General features: G+C 74.4%; 23 protein-coding genes. 15 read left to right on the forward strand and 8 right to left on the reverse strand.

Annotated features, from left to right (window positions below; translation table 11 throughout):
• Window positions 1–3: 3 nt before the first annotated feature.
• Window positions 4–561: a GNAT family N-acetyltransferase gene (locus tag ABIH81_RS26565; RefSeq protein WP_349877592.1), complete on the reverse strand. Its 558-nt coding sequence runs from the start codon at window positions 559–561 to the stop codon at window positions 4–6.
• Entirely contained in the window at window positions 558–2,600 is a 2,043-nt protein-coding gene (locus tag ABIH81_RS26570) for a penicillin acylase family protein (protein WP_349877593.1), read from the reverse strand. The genes ABIH81_RS26565 and ABIH81_RS26570 overlap by 4 nt, the downstream gene beginning before the upstream one ends.
• A 228-nt stretch (window positions 2,601–2,828) precedes the next feature.
• Here ABIH81_RS26570 and ABIH81_RS26575 point away from each other — a divergent pair, with 228 nt between their 5' ends.
• Genes ABIH81_RS26575 through ABIH81_RS26590 form a run of 4 tightly spaced genes read left to right on the forward strand, consistent with a single transcriptional unit; the run spans window position 2,829 to window position 8,069 of the window.
• On the forward strand, window positions 2,829–4,382 hold the full coding sequence (locus ABIH81_RS26575; protein ID WP_349877594.1) for an aspartate aminotransferase family protein: 1,554 nt from the start codon (window positions 2,829–2,831) through the stop codon (window positions 4,380–4,382).
• 26 nt (window positions 4,383–4,408) lie between these two features.
• Window positions 4,409–5,695 carry a lysine N(6)-hydroxylase/L-ornithine N(5)-oxygenase family protein gene (locus ABIH81_RS26580; protein WP_349877595.1) on the forward strand — a complete coding sequence of 429 codons (1,287 nt, stop codon included), beginning with the start codon at window positions 4,409–4,411 and terminating at the stop codon, window positions 5,693–5,695.
• Entirely contained in the window at window positions 5,692–6,288 is a 597-nt protein-coding gene (locus tag ABIH81_RS26585; RefSeq protein WP_349877596.1) for a GNAT family N-acetyltransferase, read from the forward strand. The genes ABIH81_RS26580 and ABIH81_RS26585 overlap by 4 nt, the downstream gene beginning before the upstream one ends.
• Window positions 6,285–8,069 (forward strand): IucA/IucC family siderophore biosynthesis protein, encoded by a 1,785-nt coding sequence (locus tag ABIH81_RS26590; protein WP_349877597.1) that lies wholly within the window; start codon window positions 6,285–6,287, stop codon window positions 8,067–8,069. Before ABIH81_RS26585 ends, ABIH81_RS26590 begins: the two co-directional genes overlap by 4 nt.
• Window positions 8,070–8,129: 60 nt before the next feature.
• Here ABIH81_RS26590 and ABIH81_RS26595 read toward each other — a convergent pair whose 3' ends face one another.
• The 5 genes from ABIH81_RS26595 to ABIH81_RS26615 are packed head-to-tail and all read right to left on the reverse strand — an operon-like array spanning window position 8,130 to window position 14,509.
• Entirely contained in the window at window positions 8,130–9,032 is a 903-nt protein-coding gene (locus tag ABIH81_RS26595; protein WP_349877598.1) for a siderophore-interacting protein, read from the reverse strand.
• A 44-nt stretch (window positions 9,033–9,076) separates the two neighbouring features.
• A complete protein-coding gene (locus tag ABIH81_RS26600) occupies window positions 9,077–11,179 on the reverse strand; it encodes an iron ABC transporter permease (RefSeq protein WP_349881207.1) in 2,103 nt (700 codons plus the stop codon).
• Between the two features lie 5 nt (window positions 11,180–11,184).
• On the reverse strand, window positions 11,185–12,174 hold the full coding sequence (locus ABIH81_RS26605) for an iron-siderophore ABC transporter substrate-binding protein (protein WP_349877600.1): 990 nt from the start codon (window positions 12,172–12,174) through the stop codon (window positions 11,185–11,187).
• A 29-nt stretch (window positions 12,175–12,203) separates the two neighbouring features.
• A complete protein-coding gene (locus ABIH81_RS26610) occupies window positions 12,204–13,013 on the reverse strand; it encodes an ABC transporter ATP-binding protein (RefSeq protein ID WP_349881208.1) in 810 nt (269 codons plus the stop codon).
• 41 nt (window positions 13,014–13,054) lie between these two features.
• Entirely contained in the window at window positions 13,055–14,509 is a 1,455-nt protein-coding gene (locus ABIH81_RS26615; RefSeq protein ID WP_349877602.1) for a PLP-dependent aminotransferase family protein, read from the reverse strand.
• 301 nt (window positions 14,510–14,810) lie between these two features.
• Between ABIH81_RS26615 and ABIH81_RS26620 the strand changes: the two genes are divergently transcribed.
• The 11 genes from ABIH81_RS26620 to ABIH81_RS26670 all read left to right on the forward strand — a co-directional run bounded on the left by ABIH81_RS26620 (window position 14,811) and on the right by ABIH81_RS26670 (window position 24,624).
• Window positions 14,811–16,271: an anthranilate synthase component I family protein gene (locus ABIH81_RS26620; protein WP_349877604.1), complete on the forward strand. Its 1,461-nt coding sequence runs from the start codon at window positions 14,811–14,813 to the stop codon at window positions 16,269–16,271.
• Window positions 16,268–16,858: an aminodeoxychorismate/anthranilate synthase component II gene (locus ABIH81_RS26625; protein ID WP_349877605.1), complete on the forward strand. Its 591-nt coding sequence runs from the start codon at window positions 16,268–16,270 to the stop codon at window positions 16,856–16,858. The genes ABIH81_RS26620 and ABIH81_RS26625 overlap by 4 nt, the downstream gene beginning before the upstream one ends.
• Window positions 16,859–16,920: 62 nt before the next feature.
• Window positions 16,921–17,043 (forward strand): hypothetical protein, encoded by a 123-nt coding sequence (locus ABIH81_RS26630; RefSeq protein ID WP_349877606.1) that lies wholly within the window; start codon window positions 16,921–16,923, stop codon window positions 17,041–17,043.
• A 121-nt stretch (window positions 17,044–17,164) separates the two neighbouring features.
• Window positions 17,165–17,953 (forward strand): phenylalanine--tRNA ligase beta subunit-related protein, encoded by a 789-nt coding sequence (locus ABIH81_RS26635; RefSeq protein WP_349877607.1) that lies wholly within the window; start codon window positions 17,165–17,167, stop codon window positions 17,951–17,953.
• A complete protein-coding gene (locus ABIH81_RS26640) occupies window positions 17,950–19,185 on the forward strand; it encodes an ATP-grasp domain-containing protein (RefSeq protein ID WP_349877609.1) in 1,236 nt (411 codons plus the stop codon). Before ABIH81_RS26635 ends, ABIH81_RS26640 begins: the two co-directional genes overlap by 4 nt.
• On the forward strand, window positions 19,176–20,399 hold the full coding sequence (locus ABIH81_RS26645) for an MFS transporter (protein WP_349877611.1): 1,224 nt from the start codon (window positions 19,176–19,178) through the stop codon (window positions 20,397–20,399). The genes ABIH81_RS26640 and ABIH81_RS26645 overlap by 10 nt, the downstream gene beginning before the upstream one ends.
• A gap of 29 nt (window positions 20,400–20,428) precedes the next feature.
• Window positions 20,429–21,733: a TrpB-like pyridoxal phosphate-dependent enzyme gene (locus ABIH81_RS26650; protein WP_349877613.1), complete on the forward strand. Its 1,305-nt coding sequence runs from the start codon at window positions 20,429–20,431 to the stop codon at window positions 21,731–21,733.
• A 57-nt stretch (window positions 21,734–21,790) separates the two neighbouring features.
• Complete coding sequence (locus tag ABIH81_RS26655; protein WP_349877614.1) at window positions 21,791–22,495, forward strand: flavodoxin family protein; 705 nt, start codon at window positions 21,791–21,793, stop codon at window positions 22,493–22,495.
• On the forward strand, window positions 22,485–22,832 hold the full coding sequence (locus tag ABIH81_RS26660) for a cupin domain-containing protein (RefSeq protein ID WP_349877616.1): 348 nt from the start codon (window positions 22,485–22,487) through the stop codon (window positions 22,830–22,832). The genes ABIH81_RS26655 and ABIH81_RS26660 overlap by 11 nt, the downstream gene beginning before the upstream one ends.
• Window positions 22,829–23,164, forward strand: coding sequence for a chorismate mutase (locus tag ABIH81_RS26665; protein ID WP_349877618.1), 336 nt, complete (start codon window positions 22,829–22,831; stop codon window positions 23,162–23,164). The genes ABIH81_RS26660 and ABIH81_RS26665 overlap by 4 nt, the downstream gene beginning before the upstream one ends.
• Window positions 23,161–24,624: a UbiD family decarboxylase gene (locus ABIH81_RS26670; RefSeq protein ID WP_349877620.1), complete on the forward strand. Its 1,464-nt coding sequence runs from the start codon at window positions 23,161–23,163 to the stop codon at window positions 24,622–24,624. The genes ABIH81_RS26665 and ABIH81_RS26670 overlap by 4 nt, the downstream gene beginning before the upstream one ends.
• Here the strand turns inward: ABIH81_RS26670 and ABIH81_RS26675 are convergent.
• The gene (locus ABIH81_RS26675; protein ID WP_349877621.1) at window positions 24,569–26,077 is read right to left on the reverse strand and encodes a PLP-dependent aminotransferase family protein; all 1,509 of its coding nucleotides are present in this window, start codon (window positions 26,075–26,077) and stop codon (window positions 24,569–24,571) included. The two genes, ABIH81_RS26670 and ABIH81_RS26675, sit on opposite strands and share 56 nt — an antisense overlap.
• Window positions 26,078–26,165: the final 88 nt, after the last annotated feature.

Consider the following 26,165-nt stretch of genomic DNA (forward strand, 5'->3'; position numbering starts at 1 on the left):
ACGTCACGCCGCCGGGTGGTCCGCCTCGAACCGCTCACGGGTCAGGAACGCCAGCCGGGCCCGCTTGTCCGGCATGTCGATGTCGGCGCCGAACGTGAATCCCTCGACCCGCAGGCGGCGCAGCATGGCGTCGTTGCGCACGTCCGGCTCGACCACCACGCGACGCGCGGCCGGGTCGCGCAGCAGGAACCGGACCAGGGCCGGGAAGACCGCGCCGGTCAGCGAGCCCGGGTACCGCCGGGGCGCGTCGAGCAGCAGGTGCATCCCCACGTCGCCGGGTCGCACCGGGTAGCGCTCGCCGACCGGGTCCGCCTCCGGCTGGTAGGTCTGGAACAGCCCGATCGGCCCGCCGGCGAGCCGGATCAGGTACGCGTGGTGGGTGTCCAGCCCGTCGACGAACGCGTAGATCTCGCGTACCTCGTCGACCGTGTGCGAGCCCATGCCCCAGAACCGGTTGCGGGGCCGGACCACCCACCCGTGCAGCAGTTCGGCGTGCCGGTCGGGGCGTACCGGCTCAAGCGCCAGTTCGCCGAGGCCGGGGATCCGCTCCAGGTGGATCACGTCGTCTCGCCTCCCGTCAGAGGGCCGGCGGGCACCGGGATCAGCGTCCCGGCGGCCCAGTGGGTGAGTTGGTCGGCGAAGTGCGGGTCGCCGGGGTTCCCGGAGGCGCCGAACGGGACGATCCAGCGGCTCGCCGCCCGGTCGGTCAGGTCCCACACGTAGCGGGCCACCGGGCCGCGCCAGCAGGCGTCGGAGACACCCGGCACGCTGGAGGTGGCCAGCACGCAGTCGGTGTCACCGGGCAGCGCCACCCGCCGCCGCATCGCTGTCACCGCGTCGGTGACCGCGGGGGCGACGCCGAGGTGCACCGGGTGCAGCAGGTGCCGGCTGCCCCACTCACCGGGCGCCGGGCCGGCGGCCACCTCGGCCAGCGCCTCGGCGGCCGGTGCCGCGAGGCCGGCGCCGAACTCGGCGGCCAGGTGGTCCAGCGCCAGGCCGATCCGGGCCGCCGGGTCGGTCCAGGGGGCGAACAGCTCGTCGAAACCGCACGGCTCGTCGAGGGCACGCAACCTCGGGTGTACGCGCAACCGGCGGGCCAGCGCCGCCCGCCAGGCCGCGTACGCGCCGGCCTCGGCCGAGCCGGCCGCCATCGCCCGGTCCCATCCGCGCAGCCGCAGCAGCAGCGCGCGGGCGGGCTCGTCGAGCCGGCCCGGGTCGAGCCGGTCGAGCAGCCGGTACAGCGGGCCGGCCGGGAGCCGGTCGTCGGTGTGCACGGTGGACGGCTCGGCGCCGTCGGCGACCAGCGCCCGGATCCGGCGGGCCCGGTGCGGCGGGGCGAAGTCGGCGCCGTGTGCGGCCACGTCGTCGCGGCGGTCGTTGGCGCACACCGCCACGCCGTCGACCGCCTCGTCGACCAGCGGCAGGTAGTCGCCCCGCCACCGGTACCGCGGCTCCCAGGCCGGCACGGGCTCCCGGCGGCACCGCTCGTCGCGTACCGGGACCAGGCCGGCGACCAGGCGGCGCACGCCGCCCTCGGTGTCGGCGGCGAGCACGCTGTTGACCGGCTCGACCCAGTGGCGCAGCGCGTCGGCGACGTCTCCCGTACGCCGGGCGCGCAGGAGCGGCAGCAACGCCTCGAAGCCGAGGCGGGCCTCGACCCGGCTCGGGATGCGCAGGGCGATCGCCTCGCCGGTGACCCGGTCGTGGTCGATCACCGGGCCGCGCGGCGTCTCGATCACCTCGACCGTCTCCGGGGCGCCGCCACGGACCTCGATCTCCTCGACGTGGCGCGCGGCGGGCGTCCAGCCGTCGGCGTCGCGCGCCAGCACGCGGTCGCCGTCGCGGCGCAACCGCTCGCGGTAGAGGTCCTGGTAGTCGGCCATCGCGTTGGTGACGGCCCAGGCCACGCCGCCGGTGTGGCCGAAGTGCGGCAGGCCAGGCACGCCGGGGAAGGCGAGGCCGATCACGTCGAACTCCGGGCAGGCCAGCCGGACCTGCTGGTAGACGCCGGGGAGTTCGAGCAGCCGGTGCGGGTCACCGGCGATCACCGGGCCGCGCCCGGTGGCCGGGTCGGCGGGCAGCGCCCAGGCGTTGCTGCCGGAGGACGCCGGTCCCTCGACCGCGAACAGCCCGGCCGCCTCGGGGCCGAGGGTGCGGGCCACGTGCGCGTGCCAGAGCTTGTTCGGGAACGTGGAGAACAGCACGTGCTGGACGAGGAAGACACCGAGCGGCGACCAGGGCCGCCAGGGTTCGGGCGCGGTGCCGGTGGCGGCGAACTCCGGCGCGTCGGCGGCGCCCTCGGCGAGACCGGAGTTGACCCCGTCCACGTACGCCTCGACCCACCGCCGGGTGTCCGGGTCCAGCCGCTCGTAGCAGCGCCGGGCGGTGTCGTCCAGCCGTACGCGGCGGGCGAACCGGTCCCACGCCAGCTCGGCCGGGCCGACGTGCGCGGCCAGGCGACCCTCGGCACGCCATCGTTCGACGCTGATCTGCCAGGCGCGGTCCAGCGCGGCGACACGCCCCTGCAGACGCGCCAGCGCGTCGACGTCGGCGGCCCACAACCGGGGCACACCCCACCTGTCGCGATCGACGCGCGTCATCGTCTCGCGCCGTCTCGGCATGCCGGGCGCCGGTTCCGCTCCACCGTCAACTTAGGATAACCTCCCCTAACCGAGGGCGACCTTACCGCGACGCGGGCGAGGCGCCAACCGGCGGGTCATGCGGGACAAAGCACCCCGAGTCGTGCTTGATACTTAGGCCAGCCTAACCTAACCTGATCGCCGCGGCTGTCGCCGCGCGTCCTGTCCGTACGACCGCTGGGAAGTCGCATGAGTTCGATCGGGAGCCCGACCGGCACCGCGCCCGCCGACACCGGCCGCGCCGCCGCCTCGGCACGCGACCACCTGTTCAACGTCGGTTCGCTCGGGCGGTACCGGGACGTGCTGGCGCGCGGCGTCGACCGGGTCGCCCGCCGGGTGGGCGAGGCGGACCGGCCGTTCACCGGCGTCACGCCCGACGAGTTGGCGCCGCTCATCGGCGCCATCGATCTGGACCGGCCGCTCGGCGACACCGACGCCGCCCTGGACGAACTGCACGACGTGTGGCTGCGCGACGCGGTCTACTTCCACCACCCGCGCTACCTGGCCCACCTGAACTGCCCGGTGGTCATCCCGGCGCTGCTCGGCGAGGCGGTGCTCAGCGCGGTCAACTCCTCACTGGACACCTGGGACCAGAGCGCCGGCGCGACGCTGATGGAGCGGCGCCTGATCGAGTGGACGGCCGGGCGCATCGGGCTCGGCGCCGGCGCCGACGGGGTCTTCACCAGCGGCGGCACCCAGTCGAACCTCCAGGCGATGCTGCTGGCGCGCGAGGAGGCGTACCGCACTGTGGTGGGCGGCGCGGCCACCCGGCCGGATCGGCCGGAGGTGCTGTCCCGGCTGCGCATCCTCACCTCCGCGGCCGGGCACTTCAGCGTGCAGAAGGCCGCCAAGCTGCTCGGCCTGGCCGCCGACGCGGTGCTCACCGTGCCCACCGACGCGACCCGCCGGATGCGCACCGACGAGCTGGCCCGCGCGATCGACCGCTGCCACCGCGACGGCCAGGTGGTGATGGCCGTCGTCGCCACCGCCGGCACCACCGACTTCGGCACCATCGACCCGCTGCCGGAGATCGCCGGCATCTGCGCCGCCGCGGGCGTCTGGCTGCACGTCGACGCCGCGTACGGCTGCGGGCTGCTGGTCTCCCCCACCCGCCGGCACCTGCTCGACGGCATGGAACGGGCCGCGTCGGTGACAGTGGACTACCACAAGTCGTTCTTCCAGCCGGTCAGCTCCAGCGCGCTGCTGGTCCGTGACGGCCGGACGCTGCGCCACGCCACCTGGCACGCCGACTACCTCAACCCGGCCCGCGCGGTCGAGCAGGGCATCCCGAACCAGGTCGACAAGAGCATCCAGACCACCCGCCGGTTCGACGCGTGCAAGCTCTGGCTGACCCTGCGGATCATGGGCCCGGACGCGATCGGCGCACTGTTCGACCAGGTCGTCGACCTCGCCGCGCAGGCGTGGCGGCGGCTCGACGCCGACCCGCGCTTCGAGGTGGCCGCGCCCTCGCAGCTGAGCACCGTGGTCTTCCGGTACCGGCCGCCCGGCCTCGCCCCCGACCTGGCCGACGAGGCCAACCTGCACGCCCGCGACGCGCTCGCCGCCTCGGGCGCGGCCCTGGTCGCCGGCACCAAGGTCGACGGCGCCCACCACCTCAAGCTCACCCTGCTCAACCCCGAGACCACGGTGGACGACGTCGCCCACGTGCTGGACCTCATCGCCGACCACGCCGCCTGGTACGCCCGGACCGCGGCCACCGCCGAGCTCGCCTGCCCGGTCTGACCCCCCGTCGAGGAGAACGAGAACGCATGTCGACCCACGACTTCATCGCCATCGGGCTGGGCCCCTACAACCTCGGCCTGGCCTGCCTCACCGCGCCGATCGACGACCTCGACGGACTGTTCCTGGAGGCCCGCGACAGCTTCGACTGGCATCCCGGCATGCTGCTCGAATCCACCCGGCTCCAGACGCCGTTCATCGCCGACCTGGTCACGCTCGCGGACCCCACCTCGCCGTACTCGTTCCTGAGCTACCTGAAGGAGACCGGCCGGCTCTACCCGTTCTACATCCGGGAGAGCTTCTTCCCGCTGCGCGCCGAGTACAACGACTACTGCCGCTGGGCCGCCGCCAAGCTGCCGAACCTGCGCTTCCGGCACACGGTCACCGCTGTCGGTTACGACGAGGCCGACGACCGGTACGTGGTGCACGCGGACACGCCGGACGGGCCGGTCACGCACCGGGCCCGGCACCTCGTGCTCGGCACCGGCACCCCGCCGTACCTGCCGCCGGCCTGCGCCGGGCTGGGCGGTGACATGATCCACAACTCGCGCTACCTGGAGCACCGGGAGGCACTGCGGGCCAAGGACAGCATCACGATCGTCGGCAGCGGCCAGAGCGCCGCGGAGATCTACCACGACCTGCTCGGCGACATCGACACGTACGGCTACCAGCTCACCTGGGTGACCCGCTCGCCCCGGTTCTTCCCGCTGGAGTACACCAAGCTCACGCTGGAGATGACCTCGCCGGACTACGTGGACTACTTCCACGCGCTGCCCGAGCCGACCCGCTACGCGCTGGAGGCCGCACAGAAGCCGCTGTTCAAGGGCATCAACGCCGACCTGATCAACGACATCTACGACCTGCTGTACGCCAAGAGCCTGCACGGTCCCGCGCCGACCCGGCTGCTGACCAACACCGAGCTGGTCGAGGCGGCCTACGCCGACGGCAGCTACCGGCTCGGGCTGCGCCACACCGAGCAGGACCGCGCGTTCACGCTCGACACCGCAGGACTGGTGCTGGCCACCGGCTACCACTACCGGGTGCCGGAGTTCCTCGCGCCGGTACGCGACCGGCTCCGCTTCGACACGCACGGCCGATTCGACGTGGCCCGCAACTACAGCGTCGACCACACCGGCCGGGGCGTGTTCCTCCAGAACGGCGGCACCCACACGCACAGCATCACCTCGCCCGACCTGGGCATGGGCCCGTACCGCAACTCGTGGCTGATCCGGGAGATGACCGGCCGGGAGCACTACCCGATCGAGAAGACCATCGCGTTCCAGGAGTTCGGCGCGCCGGCCGGAGCGCCCGCATGAGCGAGCGCACGAACACCTTCACCCGCGTCGACGACGCGCTGGGCGAGTTCACGCTGCGCCCGCTGGACCCGGACGCCGACGCCGCGCTGCTGCACCGCTGGGTCACCCATCCCAAGTCCGCGTTCTGGCTGATGCAGGACGCCGACGTGGACGCCGTCGCCGCCGAGTACCGGCGCATCGCCGAGCACCCGCACCACGACGCGTACCTGGGGTCGTGGCGCGGCACCCCGGCGTTCCTGGCCGAGCGGTACGACCCGGCCCGCGTGGAGTTGGCCGGCCTGTACGACCCGGAGCCCGGCGACGTCGGCATGCACTTCCTGTGCGCGCCCGCCGGCACACCCGTGCACGGCTTCACCCGTGCCGTCATCACCACCGTGATGGCCTGGCTGTTCGCCGACCCGGCGACCCGCCGGGTGGTGGTGGAGCCGGACGTGCGCAACACCGCCGTGCACGCGCTCAACGCGGCAGTCGGCTTCACAGTCGTCGGCCCGATCCGCAAGCCCGAGAAGGAGGCGCTGCTCAGCGTCTGCACCCGGGACCAGTTCCGGGCCGCCACCGGCGCGCCCACCCGCGAGGAAGGGGCACCGGCGTGAACGCCAGCGCATCCGTGGACCACCTGACCCCCGAGGCGTGGGCGACGGCCAACCGGCTGCTGGTGCGCAAGGCGCTCGCCGAGTTCGCCCACGAGCGCCTGATCACCCCCGAGCCCGCCGGCCCGGGGCGGTGGCTGGTCCGCAGCGACGACGGCGCCGTCGAGTACCGGTTCGCCGCGCAGCGGCTGGCGCTCGATCACTGGCAGGTCGACGCGGACAGCATCGTGCGCCGCCGCGACGGCGCGGAGCTGCCGCCCGACGCCGTGGACCTGTGCGTGGAGCTGCGCGGCGCGCTCGGCCTCACCGACGCGATCCTGCCGGTCTACCTCGAGGAGATCACCTCCACGCTCGCCGGGACGGCGTACAAGCTCGCCAAGCCCGCGCTGAGCGCCGCCGAGCTGGCCGCCGCCGACTTCCAGGCGATCGAGACCGGCATGACCGAGGGGCATCCCTGCTTCGTGGCCAACAACGGCCGCATCGGCTTCGGCGTGCACGAATACCACGCGTACGCCCCGGAGGCCGCCGCGCCGGTACGGCTGCTCTGGCTCGCCGCGCACCGCGACCACACCACGTTCACCTGCGCCGACGACCTGGACTACGACACGCTGGTGCGGGCCGAGCTGGGCGAGGAGACGCTGGCCGGGTTCACCGCCACGCTCACCGGGCTGGGCCTGGACCCGGCCGACTACCTGTTCGTTCCGGTGCACCCGTGGCAGTGGTGGAACAAGCTCGCTGTCACGTTCGCCGGTGAGGTGGCCCGGCGCCGGCTGGTCTGCCTGGGCGAGGGGCCGGACGAGTACCTCGCGCAGCAGTCCATCCGTACCTTCTTCAACGTCACCGACCCGGCCAAGCACTACGTGAAGACCGCGCTGTCGGTGCTGAACATGGGCTTCATGCGCGGGCTGTCCGCCGCGTACATGGAGGCGACGCCCGCCATCAACGACTGGCTGGCCGGGCTGATCGAGGGCGACCCGGTCCTCAAGCGCACCGGCCTGTCGATCATCCGGGAGCGGGCCGCGATCGGCTACCGGCACCGGCAGTACGAGGCGGCGACCGACAGGTACTCCCCGTACCGGAAGATGCTGGCGGCGCTCTGGCGGGAGAGCCCGGTACCCGGGCTGGAACCCGGGCGGCGGCTGGCCACCATGGCGTCGCTGCTGCACCTGGACCGGGACGGGCGGTCGCTCGCCGCGGCGCTGATCGACGAGTCGGGGCTGGCGCCGGCCGACTGGCTGCGCCGCTACCTGGACGCCTACCTGGTGCCGCTGCTGCACAGCCTGTACGCCCACGACCTGGCGTTCATGCCGCACGGCGAGAACGTCATCCTGGTCCTGGACGGCGGCGTCGTCGAGCGGGTCGTGTTCAAGGACATCGCCGAGGAGATCGTGGTGATGGACCCGGACGCGGACCTGCCGGAGCGGGTCCGGCGGATCCGGGCCGCCATTCCGGAGGACGAGAAGATCCTGTCCATCTTCACCGACGTCTTCGACTGCTTCCTGCGGCACCTCAGCGCCGCCCTGCACACCCAGGGCGTGCTCGACCAGGACGGGTTCTGGCGCACGGTGGCCGAGTGCGCCGCCGGCTACGCCACCACGGTGCCGCACCTGGCCGGCCGGATGCGCCGGCACGACCTGTTCGCGCCGGAGTTCACGCTGTCCTGCCTCAACCGCCTCCAGCTGCGCAACAACCAGCAGATGGTGGACCTGTCCGACCCGTCGGCCGCGCTGCAGTTCGCCGGCACCCTGGTCAATCCGCTCGCCCCGTACGCGCCGCGCGGATGACGAAGCGGGCCGGCGCGCCAGGCGCCGGCCCGCTGCACCGGTCGACCCGGCGCGGACGGATCAGTTCTCCGCGCGACCGGCCCGCCAGTAACCCATGAACGCCACCGCGCACCGGTCCATGCCCCGCTCGGTGACCAGGTGGCGGCGCAGCCCGCGGATCACCGCCGCCTCCCCGGCCAGCCAGGCGTAGAGCGCCGCGCCGTCGGGCCGCTCCGGCACCTCCCAGAGGATGTCCCGGTCCACGTCCACCTCGGCCAGCGGCCCGGCGGCCGGCCCGGCCGGTACGGGCACCAGCCGGCCGGCCAGGCTCGTCACGGCCGGGGTGAGCCGGCTGCCGTGCGGGGCGCCGTCGCGGGGCAGCCAGGTCACCGTGACGCCGGCCGGCGCCGCGCAGGGCAGCTCGTCGCCGGTCTCCGGCACCTCCACCAGCGCGTGGCCACGGGCGTCGGCGGGCAGCCGCTCCAGGATCGCGCAGATCGCCGGCGCGGCGGTCTCGTCGCCGGCGAGCAGCAGCGTCGCACCGGCCGGCGGCTGGAACTCGACCCCGCCGTGCGGGCCGTCCCACCCGGCGTCCGGGCCGACGACGGCGATCCGGTCGCCGAGGCGGGCCCGCCGCGCCCACCGGGTGGCCGGGCCGCCGTCGCCGTGCAGCGCCATGTCCACGTCCACCTCGTACGCCTCCGGCCGGACGGCGCGGACCGTGTAGGTGCGGATCGGGCTGCGCAGCCCGTCCGGCAGCTCACGCCACCGCTGGAACCAGTCCGGCCCGTCGGGCAGCTCCCCCGGCGCCCCGTCGACCGGCGGCAGGGCCAGCTTGATCCGCTGGTCGTACCCGTTGTCGGCGAACCGGTCCAGGTCCGGTCCGGTGAGCGTCACCCGCAGGAACGACGGGCCGAGCCGCCGTAGCGCGCGGACCTCGACGGTGAAGACTCGCCAGGGCGCGACGGCCAGGGTGCTGGTCATGCGTCATTCCTCTCACGGCCGGTGGGGTGCGTCGGTGGAACGGGTCAACGGGCGGCGGCCGCGGCGCGGGAACGCCACAGCAGCCAGACGAAGTACGGGGTGCCGATCAGGGCGGTGACCAGACCGGCGGGGACCTGGGCGGGTGCGATGACGCTGCGGCCGAGCGTGTCGGCGAGGCTGACCAGCGTGGCGCCGAGCAGCACCGCGACCGGCAGGACGCGGGTGTGCCGCCCGCCGACCAGCGCCCGGGCCGCGTGCGGCGCGACCAGGCCGACGAAGCCGATCACGCCGACCGCCGACACGGCGGTGGCGGTGAGCAGCGCCGCCAGGCCGAGCGCGATCAGCCGGGCACGTTCCAGCCGGACGCCGAGCACCCGGGGCGTGTCGTCGTCGAGCGCGAGCAGGTCCAGCTCGCGGCGCACCGCGGCCACCACCGGCAGCGCGATCAGCAGCGCGATCGCCACCGGCAGCACCTGCGGGGCGGTACGCCCGTAGGTGGAGCCGGACAGCCAGGTCAGCGCCTTGCCGGTGTTCCACGGGTCGGACGAGACCACGATGAACGTGATGATCGCCGTACCGCCCTGCCAGACCGCGAACCCGATCAGCACCAGCCGGTCGGAATTGAGGCCGCGCCGTCGCGCCAGGCCGTAGACCAGCGCGAACGCGGCGACCGCGCCGAGACCGGCGGCGCCGGACAGGGCGAGCACGCCGGCCATCGGCGCGAACGTCAGCAGCGACACCGCGCCGATGCCGGCGCCGCCGGTGATGCCGAGGATGCCCGGTTCGGCGAGCGGGTTGCGGCACACCGCCTGCACCGTGGTGCCGGCCAGGGCCAGCGCGGCGCCGGCCAGCAGCGCCGCGGCGACCCGCGGCCAGCGGGCGTCCAGCACGAAGGTGTACGCCGGTCCGGTGCGGCCCTGCACCCAGTTGACGATGTCGCCGAGCAGCACCCAGGTGTCACCGGCGAGCATGCCGAGCACCAGCGCGGAGGTGACGACGACCGCGCAGACGGCGATGACGGCGGTGACGAAGCCGCGGGAGCGGACTGCGGCGTGGCCGCCCGGCGCCTGCCTGGTCGGCCCGGCGTCGCGGTGGCGGCGGGCCAGCCAGACCAGCAGCACCGCGCCGAAGAGCGTGGTCACCACGCCGGTCGGCACGTCGACCCCGGCCTGCCCGCCGAGCACGGCGCGCAGCAGCACGTCGGAGCCGAGCACGATGACGACGCCGACGATGCCGGCCAGCGGCATCAGGATGCGGTGCCGGTGCACCTCGGGCACCCACCGGCCGAGCAGGCGGACGATCACCGGCGCGCCGAGGCCGACGAAGCCGATCGGCCCGGCCAGGGTGACCGCCGCGGCGGAGAGCAGCACTGCCAGCAGCACCACTGTGAGCCGGGTACGGCGCACGTCGAGCCCGAGCACGGTGGCGGTGTCGTCGCCGAGGGCGAGCAGGTCCAGGCGGTGCCCGAGGGTCACGAGCAGCAGCGCGGCGACCCCGATCACGGGGGCGAGCTGGGTGAACGCGGCCAGGTCGCCCTGCACGAGCGAGCCGTTGCCCCAGGCGAACAGGCCGATGGTGGACTGCTCGAAGAGCAGCAGGAGCAGCATGGTCAGCGAGGCGAGCGCCATCGCGGTGGCCGAGCCGGCGAGGATGAGCCGGGTGGTGGCGGCCTGGCCGCCGGCCGAGAGCAGCATGACCAGGGAGGCGGCGGCGAGGCCGCCGCAGAACGCCAGCCCGCCCGCGGGCAGCGCGGGCAGCGCGATCCCGAACGCGGCGGTGGCGACGATCGCCAGGTGCGCGCCCGCGTTGACGGCGAGCGTGTCCGGCGAGGCGAGCGGGTTGCGGGTGGTCGACTGCAACGCCGCGCCGGCGAAGCCGAGCGCGACGCCGACGGCCAGGCCGGTGAGCAGCCGGGGCAGGCGGGAGGCGACGAGCACCCGGGCGGTCTCGTCGTCGCCGCCGGTGAGCAGCCGGAGCAGGTCCAACGCCCCCACCGACGACGTGCCCTGGGTGAGGTGCACCGCCGTGATCGCGACGAGCAGCGCGGCGGCGAGGGTGAACGCGCCGGCGACCCGGCTGCGCCGGGCGGGCGGCGGCCCGACCGGGGCCGGCCGGGTGGCCGGCCCCGGCGGGGCGGGGGCGGTCATCGCGCTCAAGCCGTGTAGACCTTGACCAGCTCGTCGATGTACTGCTTGGCGGACAGCGTGCCGCCGAACGTCCAGATGCCGTTGGGCATCTTGTGCAGCTTGTTCTGCTGGACGAACGGCAGGGAGCGCCAGATCGCGTTGCCGGCGAGGCCGTCGGCGAAGACGTCGTTGCCGTCCGAGGCGTTGTAGAAGAAGTGCAGGTCCTGGCTCTTGAGGACGTTCATGCCCTCGACGTCGGTCTGGCCGAGGCCCCACATCTCGTCGGTCTTGCCGGTCCAGGCGTTCTTGAGGCCGAGCTGGATGCCGAGCTGGGAGACGAGCGCGCCCTGGCCGAACATCCGGATCGAGACGGTGCTGCCCTCCTTCCAGCCGTCGGCGATGGCGAACTGCTTGCCGGCCGCCCCGGCGTCGGCGATCTTCTTCTTGCCGTCGGCGAGCGCGGCGTCGAAGTCGGCGAGCAGCTTGTCCGCCTGGGCGGTACGGCCGGTCGCGGTGGCGATCATCTTCAGGTCCGCGCGCATCCGGCCGATGTTGTCGGAGGCGTCGCTGCCCTTGGTGACCAGCACCGGGACGTACTTCTCCAGCTGGGTGACGACGGCGGAGCCGCGCTCGGCCTCCATCACGACCAGGTCGGGCTGGAGGGCGACGATGGAGTCGACGCTCGGCTCGCCCCGGGTGCCGACGTCCTTGACGCCCGGGTCGAGCGGGGCGGCGGTCACCCAGGTGGCGTACCCCTTCGGGTCGGCCACGCCGACCGGCATCACGCCGAGGCCGACGAGCATCTCGACCTCGCCCCACTCCAGGCCGACGACCTTGGTGGCGGGGCTCTTGAGGGTGATGGTCTTGCCCCGGCTGTCGGTGACGGTGACCGGGCCGGTGGACGCGGCGTCGGAGGGGGACGGTGCGGCGGTGGGCTCCTCGGTGGTGCCGCAGCCGGCGATCAGCAGCGCGCTCGCCGCGGCGGCGGCGAGCAGGGTCAGACGGGTACGCAACATGGGGTTTCTCTTCTGTGGGCAGGAGTCGGTCAGGCGGAGACGCGGGTCGTGTGCCGGCCGACGGGACGAGTGGAGAGCAGGTTGGTGACAGGGTCGACGCTCACCTCGACGCGGATGCCGTACGCCTCGGTGAGCGCCGCCTCGGTGAACACCTCGTGCGGCGTGCCGGCACCGCGGACCCGGCCTTCGTGCAGGAGCACGACCTGGTCCGCGACGGCCGCGGCCTGGTTGAGGTCGTGCAGCACCACACCGACGGCGACGCCGGCGGTGTCGGCGAGTTCGCGCATCAGGTCGAGGATCTCCACCTGGTAGCGCAGGTCCAGGAACGTGGTCGGCTCGTCCAGCAGCAGGATCGCGGTGTCCTGGGCCAGGCAGGTGGCCAGCCAGACCCGTTGCAGCTCGCCGCCGGACAGCTCGTCGACCGGCCGGCCGGCCATCGCGTCGACGCCCGTCACCCGCATGGCCCGGTCGATCGCGGCCGGTCCGTCGAGGTCGTTCGCGCGCCACCGCTGCCGGTACGGGTGCCGGCCGTACCCGACCACGTCCCGCACCGTCACCCCGCTGGGGGTGGGGCGGCTCTGCGCGAGCAGCGTGACCCGGCGGGCGAAGTCCCGGGCGGACAGCGCCCGGGCCGGCGTGCCGTCGGCCAGCACGATCTCGCCGTGCTCCAGCGGGTGCAGGCGGGCCAGCCCGCGCAGCAGCGTCGACTTGCCGCTGCCGTTCGGGCCGACCAACGCGGTCACGGCCGCGGGCCGCAGCGTGATGGCGGCGTCGTGCACCACCGTCGTGCCGTGGTAGCCCAGCCGCAGGTCGCTGCCGCTCAAGCCGTCGGCTCGCACCGTTCTGCTCGTCACGGAGGTTAGGCTAACCTAAGCGCCGATCACGCTGTCAAGCCGGTCCTTCGGTCGGAATCGGCGACCCGCCGCACATTGACATCGGTCGCGTGGCGCGCGGTCACGTCGCGGTAGGCCGCGGCGACCCCGGCCAGCCCCCGTCCCAGCTCGGCGCCGCGCACCCCGGCGTACCCGATGACCAGCGCCGGTGGCCGGTCGTCGGCGCGCAGGGCGTAGAACCGGCCGCCGCGCACCAGCACGGACCGGCGCCGCGCTGCGGCCACCATGGACTCCTCCGCGCACCAGCGGGGCAGCACCAGGTACGTCTGGAGGCCGCCACTGGCGTCCAGCGGCGCCACGCCGGGCAGATGGCGTACGACGTGCTGGCGTACCGCCTGGCCGCGGCGCTGGAACTCGGCGCGCAGCCGGCGCAGGTGCCGGTCGAACGCGCCGGTGTCCACGAGCCGGGCGAAGGCGAGCTGGTCCAGCCCGGAGCAGCCGATGTCCCAGCCGGCCCGGACCCGCTCGATCGAGCCGGCCAGCCCGGTCGGCGCGGCCAGCCAGCCGAGCCGCAGCGCCGGGGCGAGAACCTTGCTGGCGCTGCCGGCGTAGACCACCCGGTCCGGCGCGACGCTCTGCAACGCGGGCATCCGCTGCGCCGGTGCCACGAACGCGGCGTCGAAGTCGTCCTCGACGACGTACCCGTCCACCGCACGCGCCCAGTCGACCAGGTGCTCCCGGCGCCGCCGGCTCAGCGGCGCCCCGGTGGGGAACTGGCTGGCCGGGGTGGTGAGCACGGCGCGTACGCCGGTCGCGGCCAGCTCGTCGACGCGGATGCCCTCCCGGTCCACCGGCACACCGACCGGCCGCAGCCCGGCGTCGGCGATGAACGCCCACTCCCCCGGGTGCCCGGGATCCTCCACGCCGATCGCCTCGTGTCCCTGGTCGCGCAGCACCCGGCAGAGCAGCGCCAGCCCCTGGGCGAAACCGGAGGTGATCATCAGGTGCTCGGGGCGGACGCGGACGCCCCGGACCCGGCCCAGGTAACCGGCGAGCGTGCGGCGGACCGGCGGCAGGCCGGACGGCGGGGCGTAGCCCAGCTCCCGCGGCCCGGCCGAGCGGAGCACCGAGCTGACGCTGCGGATCCAGTCCTGGCGCGGGAACATCGACACGTCGGTGCCGCCGGCGCGCAGATCCCACACCTCGGGCGCGGGCGCCTCGTCGGCGGTGAGCGCGGAGGCGACGTCGGCGTGCGCGGAGTCCGCCACCGAGGTGCCGGAGCCGCGCTGCGAGGTCAGGTAACCCTCGGCGCAGAGTTGCTCGTACGCCTCGACGACCACGGTGCGGGACACGCCGAGGTCCGTCGCGAGCTGCCGGGTGGACGGCACGCGCGTCCCGGGGCGCAGCGTGCCGTCGGTGATCCGGCCGCGCAGAGCGTTGCGAAGCTGCGCCGACAACGTCTCACGCGCATCGCCGTCAATTGACAGATTCAGATGCCACACCGATTGGTCCTCTCCCCGGTCTCCGAAGTGGTATGGACAGCGGGAACCGCACTTGGCGAAAGTGTTTCCCGGGACCGCAACCCATTCCCGGCCACGACCGGGGAGTGCCGCGCGTCCTTTTCAACGGGGGAAGTCCGATCTGTCACCGAACGCGGCCCAGCCGGTCCGCGTCAGGGCATCCGGGCTGCTCAAGGGGGGTTCCACAGTGTCCTCACTGTCGACTGCGGTGGGCGTGGAAAGCGCAGAACACCGTCCGGAGACGCCGGGGCGCACGACACCGGCCGACCGTATTCCGATTTCCGTGACGTCAATCACACTGCCGTCGATCGATCCGCTCGCGTTGTACACCGCATTGACACAAAGCCATGCCGCGCACGACGCGTACCTCTTCGAAAGCCTGGACGGGCCGGCCGCCGACCGGCGGGCCGCGGCGGTGGGCTGGGGCCGCCTCGCCGAGCTGCGTTTCCTGGCCGACAGGTGCGAGCTGACCGCCGCCGGGCCGCTGGGCGACGCGCTGGGCGCCGTGGTCACCGCGGTCCTCGGCGCACCGGCCCGGCGGCGCGACACCACGCCCGCCTGGCACGTGCCCGGCCCGGCGCAGCTCTGGTCGGTGGTACGTGCCGTGCAGCGGGCCTTCACCGTCGAGACGCCCGTGCCGGCCGACCGGTTCGCCTTCGGTTTCCTCACCACCCTGGCCTACGAGGCCGCCCGGGACATGGACGAGCTGACCCTCGGCCGGGCCGACGACGACCTCCCCCGCTTCGCGCTGACGCTGTTCCGGCACACCGTCTGGTGGGATCTGCGCGCCGGGACCGCGCACCAGTTGCACGCCACCGGCCCGCACCTGCCGCCACAGCCGGCGCCGCCGGTGACGCGGCTGCTCACCGGCGTGCCCGGCGACCAGCCGCCGCCACCCGCGCCCACGCCGGCCCGGGTACGCGACACCGTCGACGAGGAGACGTTCGCCGAGCGGGTGCGGCGGTGCCTGCGGCACATCCGGATCGGCGACAGCTACCAGGTGCAGATCGGCCACCGCATCGAGGTGGAGACCGCCCTCACCCCGCTGGACGTCTACCGGCGCCTGCGGCACCGCAGCCCGTCGCCGTACATGTACCTGGCACCCTGGGCCGGGCGCACCGTGATCGGCGCCAGCCCGGAGCTGTTCCTGCGCCTGGACGGCGACCGCCTGTCGATGCGCCCGATCGCCGGCACCGCCGCCCGCTCGGCCGACCCGCTGACCGACCGCCGCCGGGTGGCCGAGCTGCGGGCCAGCGAGAAGGAGCGCGCCGAGCACGTCATGCTCGTCGACCTGTGCCGCAACGACATCGGCCGGGTCTGCGAGCCGGGCACGCTGTCGGTCGACGCGATGCTCGACGTCGAGCCGTTCGCGTACGTGCACCACCTGGTCTCCACCGTCTCCGGCCGACTCGACGACGGCGCCGACGTGTGGGCCGCGGTCCGGGCGGCGTTCCCGGCCGGCACCATGACCGGCGCGCCGAAGCTGCGGTCGATGGAGATCATCGACGGGCTGGAGGCGGAGCCCCGGGGCATCTACGCGGGCGCGATCGGCCTGGTCGACGTCCGCGGGTTCGCGGTGCTCGCGCTCTGCATCCGCACCGTCGTGCACGACGGCTGCCGCTACCACACCCAGGCGTCCGCCGGGGTGGTCGCCGACTCCACACCGGCCGCCGAGTGGCGGGAGACGCTGGCCAAGATGAGCGCCGCCTACTGGGCCCTGACCGGCGGGGAGCTGCTGTCGTGAAGGTCCTGCTCGTCGACGCGTACGACAGCTTCACCCACATCATCGACCAGTACCTGCGCACGCTCGGCGCGCGGACGGTGGTGGTCCGGTCCCGGGCGCGCGGCCCCCGGCAGCTCGCCGCGCTGCGCCCGGACGCGGTGGTGCTCGGCCCCGGGCCGGGCCACCCCGGCGACTCCGGCCACGTCGAGCTGGTCCACGCCTTCGCCGGCCGGGTGCCGCTGCTCGGCGTCTGCCTCGGCCACCAGGCGATCGGCCTGGCGTACGGCGGCACGATCGCGGTGGCCCGGCACCTGATGCACGGCAAGACCAGCGAGGTCACGCACGACGGCCGGGGCGTCTACGCCGGGGCGGCGGTGCCGCTGACGGTCACCCGGTACCACTCGCTCATCGTCGCCGACCCGGTGCCGCCCCCGCTGGAGGTGACCGCCCGCTCCGGCGACGACGGCTACGTGATGGGCCTGCGCCACCGCACGCTCGCCGTCGAGGGGGTGCAGTTCCACCCGGAGAGCGTGACCACCCAGGACGGGCTGCGGTTGTTCGACAACTTCCTGCGCGGCGTACCGGCGGCGCTGCCGGTCGCCGGCTGAGCGGCGGAGACGGATCATGTCCGACTCCGTACCCCCGCTCGCCGTGGTCACCGGCGGCGCGGGTGGCATCGGCCGGGCCGTCACCGCGGCGGCCGGAGGCGATCGAGCTGGTGCTGCTGGGCGGGCGGGTGGTCGCCGGGGACGCCGCCGCCTACCGGGACCGCCGGCCGGCCGGGGTCGCCTGATGCAGCCGGTACGACGGACCCGGATTGGTCTCACCGGATCGGCCGGGATTGGCCACAACCGGTGGCGGCGCCGCTTCGTACGGTCGGGGCGACCGTGTGAACCGAACCGACGGGGATGACGATGACCCAGCTCAGCGACGGCGCCGACCGGCTGTCCGTCCGGATCGACGACCGGGTGACGGCGAGCGTGCCGGACTACGTCCTCGGCCTGCTCGCCGTGCCGGCGATCGAGGTCGGGCCGGCCCACCCGGCCGTGGCGCCGTGGCTGACCGCCGCCGAGGACGCGCTGCACCGGGCCGGCCTGGACAAGGCCGGGGTGTCCGAGGTGCCGGGCATCGCCGGGTGGCGGGCGGCGTACCGGGCGGTGGCGGTGAACCCGAACCGGTTCCCGTGCGCCGCCGAGTCGATCGCCCGGCGGGTGGCCCGGGGCGACCGGCTGCCCCGGATCAACGCGCTCGTGGACCTCTGCAACGCCGTCTCACTGGACTCGGCGCTGCCGGTGGCCTCGTGCGCGGTGGACGGCATCGCCGCGCTCGCCGTCCGGCCGGCCGACGGCACGGAGACGTACCTGCCGCTGGGCGCGCCTGATGCGCCGGAGCGTCCCGAACCGGGCGAGATCGTCTACGCCGACGACCACGGGCGGGCCCACTCCCGGCGCTGGAACTGGCGCCAGGGCCACCTGGTCCGCACCGACCTGGGCCGGCGGCGGCTGCTGCTCACCGTCGAGGCGGCCCATCCGGACGGCCGGGCGGAGGTGGAGGCGGTGCTGGACCGGCTCGACGCCGTGCTCGGCGAACTGACCGCCGCGCCCCGGCACCGGGCGGTGCTGGACCGGGACACCCGCGACGCCGCGTTCGCCGTCGAGGCCCCGCTCAGCCCCGCCGGCAGCATCCCGGGAGGCCGCTCGTGAACCGCGCGATCCTGATCGTCTACCGGCCCGCGGCCGGCCGCTATGCCGCCCAGTTCCGCAGCGTGGTCGCCGCCGCCACCGACCTCGGCGGGGACAGCGTGGTGCTGCTGCCCACCGGCCAGCCGGCGCCGGAGACCGCCGGGCTGTCCTGCCACCGGGCCGACCTGGACGACCCGGACGCGGTCCGGGCGGCGGTCGCGGCGATCGTCGCCGAACGCCCGATCGAGCGGATCTTCCCGCTGTTCGAGGGCGACGTGCTGACCGCCGCGCGGTGCCGCCGCGACCACGGCATCCCCGGCCTGGACCCGGAGCAGGCGCTCGCCTTCCGGGACAAGAACGTGATGCACCGCCGCGCCGTCGAGCTGGGCGTGCCGGTGGCCCGCTCCTGCCGCCCGGACACCATCGGCGCGGTGGCCGAGTTCGCCGCCGAGGTGGGCTGGCCGGTCGTGGTCAAGCCGTACGCCGGCTGGGCCTGCGGCGACACCCACCGGGTGGACTCGGCCGACGACCTGGCCCGGGTGTGGCCGCTGGTGGCCGACGCGCGCCACGACTACCGGGTCGAGGAGTACGTCCGCGGCGCGGAGTACCACGTCGACTCGCTGCTGCGCGACGGCGAGGTGGTCTTCGAGCAGCTCTCCCGCTACACGTACTCGGTGCTGGAGTTCCGCGACGAGCCCGGCGGCACGATCTCCCGCAAGCACGACCTGACCCCCGCGGAACGGCGCATCCTGACCGCCAACGCGGAGCTCCTGCGCGGCTTCGGCATGCGTACCGGGGTCGCGCACGTGGAGTTCTTCCTCCGCGACGACGGCGAGGTGGTCTTCGGCGAGGCGGCGGCCCGGGCCGGCGGCGGGTCGATCGTCCCCGCCATCGAGGCCGGGCGCGGCATCAACCTGGCCGGCGAGTGGTGCCGGCTGGAACTGGACCCCGGGCACCGGCCCGCCGCCGTGCTGGGTGCGGAGACCGGCACCGAGTACCTCTGCTCCGACCGGTACGGCCGGATCACCGCGATCACCACCGCCGACGAGCTGCGGGCGCTGGACTCGATCCTCGACGCCGACGTGTGGAAGGGCGTCGGCGACGTGCTCGCCCCGCCGACCGCCTCCAACGACGTGCTCGGCTGGTACGTCTGCGAGGGCCGGGACTTCGACGACGTACGCGCCCGGTTCAAGACCATCCGGGACGCCTTCCAGGTGCGTACCGAACCGGCCGGGGAGGCGTCATGTGGCTGAGCCGGTTCCGGGCGCTGCCCCGCCCGCTGCGGATGCTGGTGCTCGCCTCGTTCATCAACCGCGCGGGCATGTTCGTCTTCCCGCTGCTCGCGGTCTACCTGGTGCGCAGCCGGGGGTTGAGCACCGGCGAGGCGGGTGTGCTGATCTCGGTCGGCAGCACCGGCCTGCTCGCCGGGAGCCTGCTCAGCGGCCCGGTCTGCGCCCGCGCCGGCCGGCGGGCCGCGCTGGTGTCCAGCCTGCTGCTCAACGCGGCCGGCTACCTCGGGCTGGCGGTGCTGGACGGCCCGCCGTGGACGTACGCGGCGCTGCTGTTCGTCGCGCTCGTCGGCATGGGCATGTTCGCGCCCGCCGCCAACACGCTGATCGCCGACCTCGCCGAGCCGGAGCAGCGGCCGTTCGCGTACACGGTCAGCTACATCGCCAACAACCTCGGCATGGGCGTCGGGCCGCTGCTGGGCGGCCTGGCCGCGGCGTACTCGTACGGCCTGATGTTCGCCGGGAACATCCTGCTCGGGCTGCTCGCGGCGCTCACCATCCGGCTCAGCGTGCCCGCCGACACCCGCCGCGACGCGGCCGGCACACCGGCGAGGGCCGGGCTGCGCCGGGCGGCGCTGCGGCGCGACCTGGACGTCGCGGTGCTGGTGGTGCTCTCGTTCTGCTACGTGGCGCCGCTGATCGGGCTGGAGTACACGCTGCCGCTGGCGGTCACCGGGGTGCTGAACTCGTCGGTGGCGGTGGTCGGCGCGGTCTACACGATCAACAGCATCGTCGTGGTGGGCGCCGGCATGCTGATCGAGAAACGGATCAAGGCGTACCCGACCCGCACGCTGCTCGTCGTCGCCGGCCTGCTCTGGTCGGCCGGGATGGCGGTGCTGGTGTTCGCGTTCTCGCTGCCCGCGGTGCTGCTGTCCACTGTCGTCTGGACGCTCGGCGAGATCATCGCCTCGGTGGTGGTGCCCACCTACATCGCCGACCACGTCGAGCCGCGCCGGGTGAGCGCCTTCATGGCGCTCAACGGTTTCGTGCTCAGCTCCGCCCGGCTGGTGGTGCCGATGGGGCTGGGCTTCGTCTGGCAGGCACACGGGCACCGGCCCGTGCTGCTCCTGCTGCTGCTGACCCCGCTGGCCGGCGTCCTCGCGTTCGCCGCGCTCCGGATCCGGCCCGAGGCCCGGCGGGTGCCGGAGCCCGCCGAGCCCACCCCCGCCCGTCCCTGACCCGCCCGACCCCTCACCGGAAGAGGCCCATGACCGCCACGAAGTTCGTCCTGCCCGAGAGTGACATTCCGACGACCTGGTACAACGTGGTTCCCGACCTGCCCAAGGGGCTGCCGCCGATGCTGCACCCCGGCACCCGGGAGCCGATCACCCCGGCCGACCTGGCGCCGCTGTTCGCCTCCGAGCTGATCGCGCAGGAGTTCTCCACCGAACGGGACGTGGACATCCCGGGCCCGGTGCTCGACATCTACCGGCAGTGGCGGCCCAGCCCGCTGATCCGGGCCCGCCGGCTGGAACGCGACCTGGACACCCCGGCGCGGATCTACTTCAAGTACGAGGGGGTCAGCCCGGCCGGCAGCCACAAGCCGAACACCGCCGTCCCGCAGGCGTACTACAGCAAGCTCGACGGCGTACGGCGGCTGACCACCGAGACCGGCGCCGGCCAGTGGGGCAGCTCGCTGTCGATGGCGTGCGCCTACTTCGACCTCGAGTGCGAGGTCTTCATGGTGCGGGTCAGCTACGACCAGAAGCCGTACCGGCGCGGCCTGATGGAGACGTTCGGCGCCTCGGTCACCGCCAGTCCCAGCGACCGTACCGAGGCGGGCCGGGCGGTGCTCGCCACCGACCCGGACTCCACCGGCAGCCTCGGCCTGGCCATCTCCGAGGCGGTGGAGGCCGCGCTGCACAGCGGCGGCACCGCCCGGTACGCGCTCGGCTCGGTGCTGAACCTGGTGCTGATGCACCAGACGATCATCGGCCAGGAGGCGCTGGCGCAGATGGGGCTGGCCGGCGACTACCCGGACGTGGTGGTCGGCGCGGCCGGCGGCGGCTCGAACTTCGCCGGCCTGGCCCTGCCGTTCCTGCGCCGCCAGCTCGACGGCGGTCCCACCGTGCGGTTCCTGGCCGCCGAGCCGGCGTCCTGCCCGTCGCTGACCCGGGGCAGCTACGACTACGACTTCGGCGACACCGCCGGGCTCACCCCGCTGGCCAAGATGCACACGCTCGGCCACGACTTCCGGCCGCCCGCGATCCACGCCGGCGGGCTGCGGTACCACGGCATGGCGCCGATCGTGAGCGCGCTGCGCGAGGTGGACCTGATCGAGGCGCGGGCGGTGCCGCAGACCGCCTGCTTCGAGGCGGGCGTGCGGTTCGCCCGCAGCGAGGGGATCGTGCCGGCGCCGGAGTCCAGCCACGCGGTGCGGGTCGCCGTGGACGAGGCGCTGCGCTGCCGGGAGACCGGCGAGGAGAAGGCGATCCTCTTCTCGCTGTCCGGGCACGGCCACTTCGACATGCAGGCGTACATCGACTACTTCGCCGGAAAGCTGACGGACTGACACCGGCCGGGACGCGGCGCGGTGCGGCGCCGCGTCCCGGCCGACGAGCCCTCGGGGGTGCGATTGCCCAGCGAAGCAGCCACCATCCTGGCCATCAACGGTTCCGAGCGGGCGGGTGGCAACACCGACCTCGCGGTCGCGCACGCCGGACGCCTGATCGCCGAGCGCGGGGCCGTCCTGCGCACCATCCGGCTGCGCGAGCACCGGATCTCGCCGTGCAGCCCGTGCGGCGACTGCAACAGCCGTACGCTGCCGTGCACTGTGGACGACGACGTCCCCGCCCTGGTGGAGCAGATGATCAGCGCCGACGGGCTGATCTACGCCGCGCCGGTGCACGGGTTCGGCCTGGCCCACCTGATGCAGATCTTCATCGAGCGGGCCGGGGTCGGCTACCTGCGCTTCACCCGCCCGCTGGCCGACAAGGTCGGCGGCATCATCGTCACCGGCCGCCGCTACAGCGACTCGTCGGTGCACAACCAGATCGTCAACAACCTGCTGCTCAACCGCATGATCCTGGTGGGCAGCGGCTTCCCGGTCCTGCTGCGCAACACCACCGGCACGCCCGGCCTGACCGACCCCGAGGGCGTCGACGCGCTGGAGCGCATGGTGCACCGGATGGTCGACATGGTGCAGCTGCTCAAGCGCCACCAGCGGGTCACCGGCGGCCCGGTGCTGCCCCGGCGGGACCGCAACGAACGCGTGCCGCGGCCCCGCCGCGCCGAATCCCTACCGACCAGAGGAGACACCGAGAATGTCCACTGAGCAGGCGACCGTCCCGGTCGGCATCGACTTCCCCGCCACCGAGTGGGAGAGGTGGGACAAGCCCGGCGCCGAGGGCCGGGTCAAGATCGCGTACGTCGGGGGGCAGCGGCTGCGCCTGCTGGAGCTCCCCGCCGGTTTCGACGAGCACCACTGGTGCCTGCGCGGGCACACCGGCTACGTGCTGCGGGGCGAGTTCACCATCCACTTCCGGGACCGCTCGGTGCCGTGCCGCCCCGGCATGGGCTTCGTCATCCCGGACGACGAGGAGCACCGCTCGCAGGGCAGCGCGGACGAGCCCACTGTCGTGTTCGTGGTCGACCGGGTCGGCCGGCCGTGAGCGACGCCCAGGCCGGGACGGACGGCGCGGCCCGCATCACCGAGCTGCGGGCCGCCGTGGACCGGCTCGACCAGCGGATCGTCGAGTTGCTGGCGGTCCGTACCCGGGTGGTCCGGGAGCTGACCACGCACAAGTCCGACGAGGCGGCCGTGCGGTCACCGGACCGGGTCCGGCAGGTGCTCGACCGGGTCGCCGAGCTGGCCGGCCGGCACGGCATGCCGCCGGAGGTCGCGGTGGCCACGTACCGCACGCTGATCGAGGAGCTGACCCGGATGCAGCTGGAGATGCTGGCGGACCGCCGTGCCGCCGCGGCGGCGCCGGAGCGGCGATGACCGGCGGCCGGGCGCCGGTCGACCTGCGGCACGCGCTCGCCACGCTCGACCCGCTGCCCGGCGAGCTGGTCCGCGTCGCCGAGGAGCTGCCCGCCCGCTACGGCGTCTCGGCGCACTACGCCCGCTGGGCCGGCGCGCCCGCCGCGCCACCCACCGGGCCGGGCCCGGCGGTGCTGTTCGACCGGGTACGCCCCGAGCGCGGCCCCACCCGGGCCGTGCTGATGGGCCTCTACGGCACCCGGCGCCGCGCCGCGGGACTGCTCGGGGTCACCCCGGCCGAGCTGCCGCACCGGCTGCTCGACGCGGTGGCCGCGCCCCGGCCGCCGGTGCCCGCCACCGATCCGGCGCGCTGGCCCCGGCACCGGCTGCCGCTGGACCTCACCGCGCTGCCGGTGCCGGTGCTCACCGACGAGGACGCCGGCCCGTACCTGACGCTCGGGGCGGTGCTCGCCACCGACCCGGACACCGGGGTCCGCAACCTGTCCGTGCACCGGATGTGCGTCCAGGGCCCGGACACGCTGACCATCTGGATGGTCCCCGGCCGCGACCTGGAACTGGCGCACCAGGCCGCGTTGCGCCGGGGCGCGGCGCTGCCGGTGGCGATCCACCTCGGGCTCGGCCCGGCGGTGCTGCTGTCCTCGTGCTGCCCCACCTCGCTGGTGCCGCCGGACCTGGACGAGCTGGCGGTGGCCGGCGCGCTCGCCGGCCGTCCGGTCGAGCTGCTGCCCTGCGCCACGGTGGACGCCGAGTTCGTCGCGCACGCCGAGTACGTCATCGAGGGCGAGCTGCTGGCCGAGCACGCGCCGGAGAGCCGGCACGGCACGGTCGCCACCCCGGAGTTCCTCGGATACCAGGGCCGCGCGCATCCGTCGCTGCCGCTGATCCGGGTCACCGCGATCACCGCGCGGGAGAGCCCGATCCTCCAGGCCGTCTCCGGCCCCGGGCACGAGCAGTCGGTGCTGCTCGGCTTCGGGATGGAGGCCGCGGTGCTGGACCTGCTGCGCCGCCGGGGCACGCCGGCGCCGGCCGCGCACTGCCACACCGCCGGCGGCGGCCAGCTCATGGTGGTGCTCCAGTGGCCGGCCAAGCGCGGCCCGGCCGACGACGACGCGGTACGGGACGCGGCGGAGGCGGTGCTGGACGGCTTCCGGATGGCCAAGCTGGTGCTCTGCGTGGACGAGGACGTCGACGTGGAGTCCGACCAGGACCTGTGGTGGGCCATGGTGACCCGGTTCCAGGCGGACCAGGATCTGCGGGTCCTGGCCGACCGGGAGGGCTTCCCGCTGGACCCGAGCCAGCACACCGGCTACTCCCGGTCGCTGTCCGCCGACGGGCGCACCGCGAAGGCGGTGTTCGACTGCACGGTGCCGTACGCCCAGCGGGACCGGTTCCGCCGGCCCCGGTTCACCGAGCCGTCGCTTCCCGTGCCGCGCCGGCCAGCAGCGCCACTCCCTCGCTGATCCGGGCGGTGGGCAGCGCCGCGTACCCGATCAGGAACGTCGGCTCCGGCGGCGGGTGGGTGACGTAGTAGCCGGAGGCGGGATAGACCCGGACGCCGCGCGCGGCGGCGGCGCGCACGATCGCCGCCTCGCCGGCGCCGGGCGCGCCGCCGAGCGTGACCAGCACGTGCAGCCCGGCGGCGGCGCCGGAGACGCGTACCCCGGCCCCGAAGTGCTCGTAGAGCGCCTCCAGCAGCCGGGCCCGCCGCTGCCGGTAGAGGCGGTCCATCCGGGCGATGTGCCGGGCGTACGCGCCGGAGTCGATGAACTCGGCGAGCGCCTCCTGGGTCAGCGTCGGGGTCAGCCGGTCGGTGATCCACTTGATGCCGAGGAACGGCCGGACCAGGTGCGGGGGCAGCACCGCGTAGCCGATGCGCAGCGACGGGAACAGCGTCTTGCTGAAGCTGCCGACGTACGCCACGTCCGCGCCCTGCGGGTCGGCCGCCAGCGACGGCAGCCGCTCGGCGGCGAAGGTGAACTCGTTGTGGTAGTCGTCCTCCAGCACGGTGACGGCGTGCTCGCGCGCCCAGCGCAGCAGCGCCCGCCGCCGCCGCTCGGACATGACGAACCCGGTCGGGAACTGATGCGACGGCGTGACGTAGACCAGCCGGACCCGGGCCGGGTCCAGGCCGTGGCCGCGTACCCGGTCCTCGATCTCGCCGACCCGCAGCCCCTCCTCGTCGACCGGCACCGGCACCACGGCGGCCCGGGAGTAGCCGAAGATCTGCCGCAGCACGGTGTGGCTGGGGTCCTCGATCACCACCACGTCGTCCGGGCCGACGAGCAGCCGGACCAGGATGTCCATGGCCTGGGTGGCGCCGCTGGTGACGATGGTGTGCTCGCGGGCGACGTCGAGCGCCCGGCTGCGCCGCAGCAGCGCGGCGATCTGGGCGCGCAGCGCCGGGGAGCCCTCGGCCGGGCCGTAGCCCAGCGCCACCGCGTTGGCGCGGCTCACCGCCGTGGCGAGCGACTGGCGCCAGCGCGCCACCGGGAAACTCGCCAGCGCCGGGGTGCCGTGCCGGAAGTCGTACGCCCCGTCCGGCCGGTGCATGGGCGCCGGTTCCCACGGCCGCCACAGCGGGCTGCCGGCGTCGGTCGGCAGCGGCGGTTCCGGGCGCAGCGGGGTGCGGGCCGGCGGGTCGCGGTGCGGCAGGTCGGGCAGGGCGTCGCTGACCCGGGTGCCGGAGCCGCGCCGGGAGGTGAGGACGCCGTTGGCGCGCAGCAGCTCGTACGCGCGGGTGACCACGGTGCGGGAGACGCCGAGCTGGTGGGCCAGTTCGCGGCTGGGCGGCACCGGGTCGCCGGGGCGCAGCCGGCCGGCGCGGACGGAGCCGCTGATCTGGTCGCAGAGCTGCTGCTGCAACGGCACCGGGCTGTCCCGGTCGAGCACCACGAGCAGCTGCGACGACCCCACCCGCGACGCTCCCCCACCTAGCCGCCCCCTCCCGGCGATCCTAGTCCCACCCCACCCCCACACCCCGTCGATCATGAAGTTGACGGCG

Origin of the sequence: Micromonospora sp. HUAS YX12 (assembly GCF_040215685.1) — a bacterium.
Classification (GTDB): domain Bacteria; phylum Actinomycetota; class Actinomycetes; order Mycobacteriales; family Micromonosporaceae; genus Micromonospora; species Micromonospora tulbaghiae.

Coding starts and splice junctions, on each gene's coding strand:
- ABIH81_RS26580 (WP_349877595.1), top strand. CDS start 4,409: ATGTCGACCCACGACTTCATCGCCATCGGGCTGGGCCCCTACAACCTC.
- ABIH81_RS26575 (WP_349877594.1), top strand. CDS start 2,829: ATGAGTTCGATCGGGAGCCCGACCGGCACCGCGCCCGCCGACACCGGC.
- ABIH81_RS26635 (WP_349877607.1), top strand. CDS start 17,165: ATGACCCAGCTCAGCGACGGCGCCGACCGGCTGTCCGTCCGGATCGAC.
- ABIH81_RS26660 (WP_349877616.1), top strand. CDS start 22,485: ATGTCCACTGAGCAGGCGACCGTCCCGGTCGGCATCGACTTCCCCGCC.
- ABIH81_RS26570 (WP_349877593.1), bottom strand. CDS start 2,600: ATGACGCGCGTCGATCGCGACAGGTGGGGTGTGCCCCGGTTGTGGGCC.
- ABIH81_RS26650 (WP_349877613.1), top strand. CDS start 20,429: ATGACCGCCACGAAGTTCGTCCTGCCCGAGAGTGACATTCCGACGACC.
- ABIH81_RS26670 (WP_349877620.1), top strand. CDS start 23,161: ATGACCGGCGGCCGGGCGCCGGTCGACCTGCGGCACGCGCTCGCCACG.
- ABIH81_RS26595 (WP_349877598.1), bottom strand. CDS start 9,032: ATGACCAGCACCCTGGCCGTCGCGCCCTGGCGAGTCTTCACCGTCGAG.
- ABIH81_RS26585 (WP_349877596.1), top strand. CDS start 5,692: ATGAGCGAGCGCACGAACACCTTCACCCGCGTCGACGACGCGCTGGGC.
- ABIH81_RS26645 (WP_349877611.1), top strand. CDS start 19,176: ATGTGGCTGAGCCGGTTCCGGGCGCTGCCCCGCCCGCTGCGGATGCTG.
- ABIH81_RS26600 (WP_349881207.1), bottom strand. CDS start 11,179: ATGACCGCCCCCGCCCCGCCGGGGCCGGCCACCCGGCCGGCCCCGGTC.
- ABIH81_RS26605 (WP_349877600.1), bottom strand. CDS start 12,174: ATGTTGCGTACCCGTCTGACCCTGCTCGCCGCCGCCGCGGCGAGCGCG.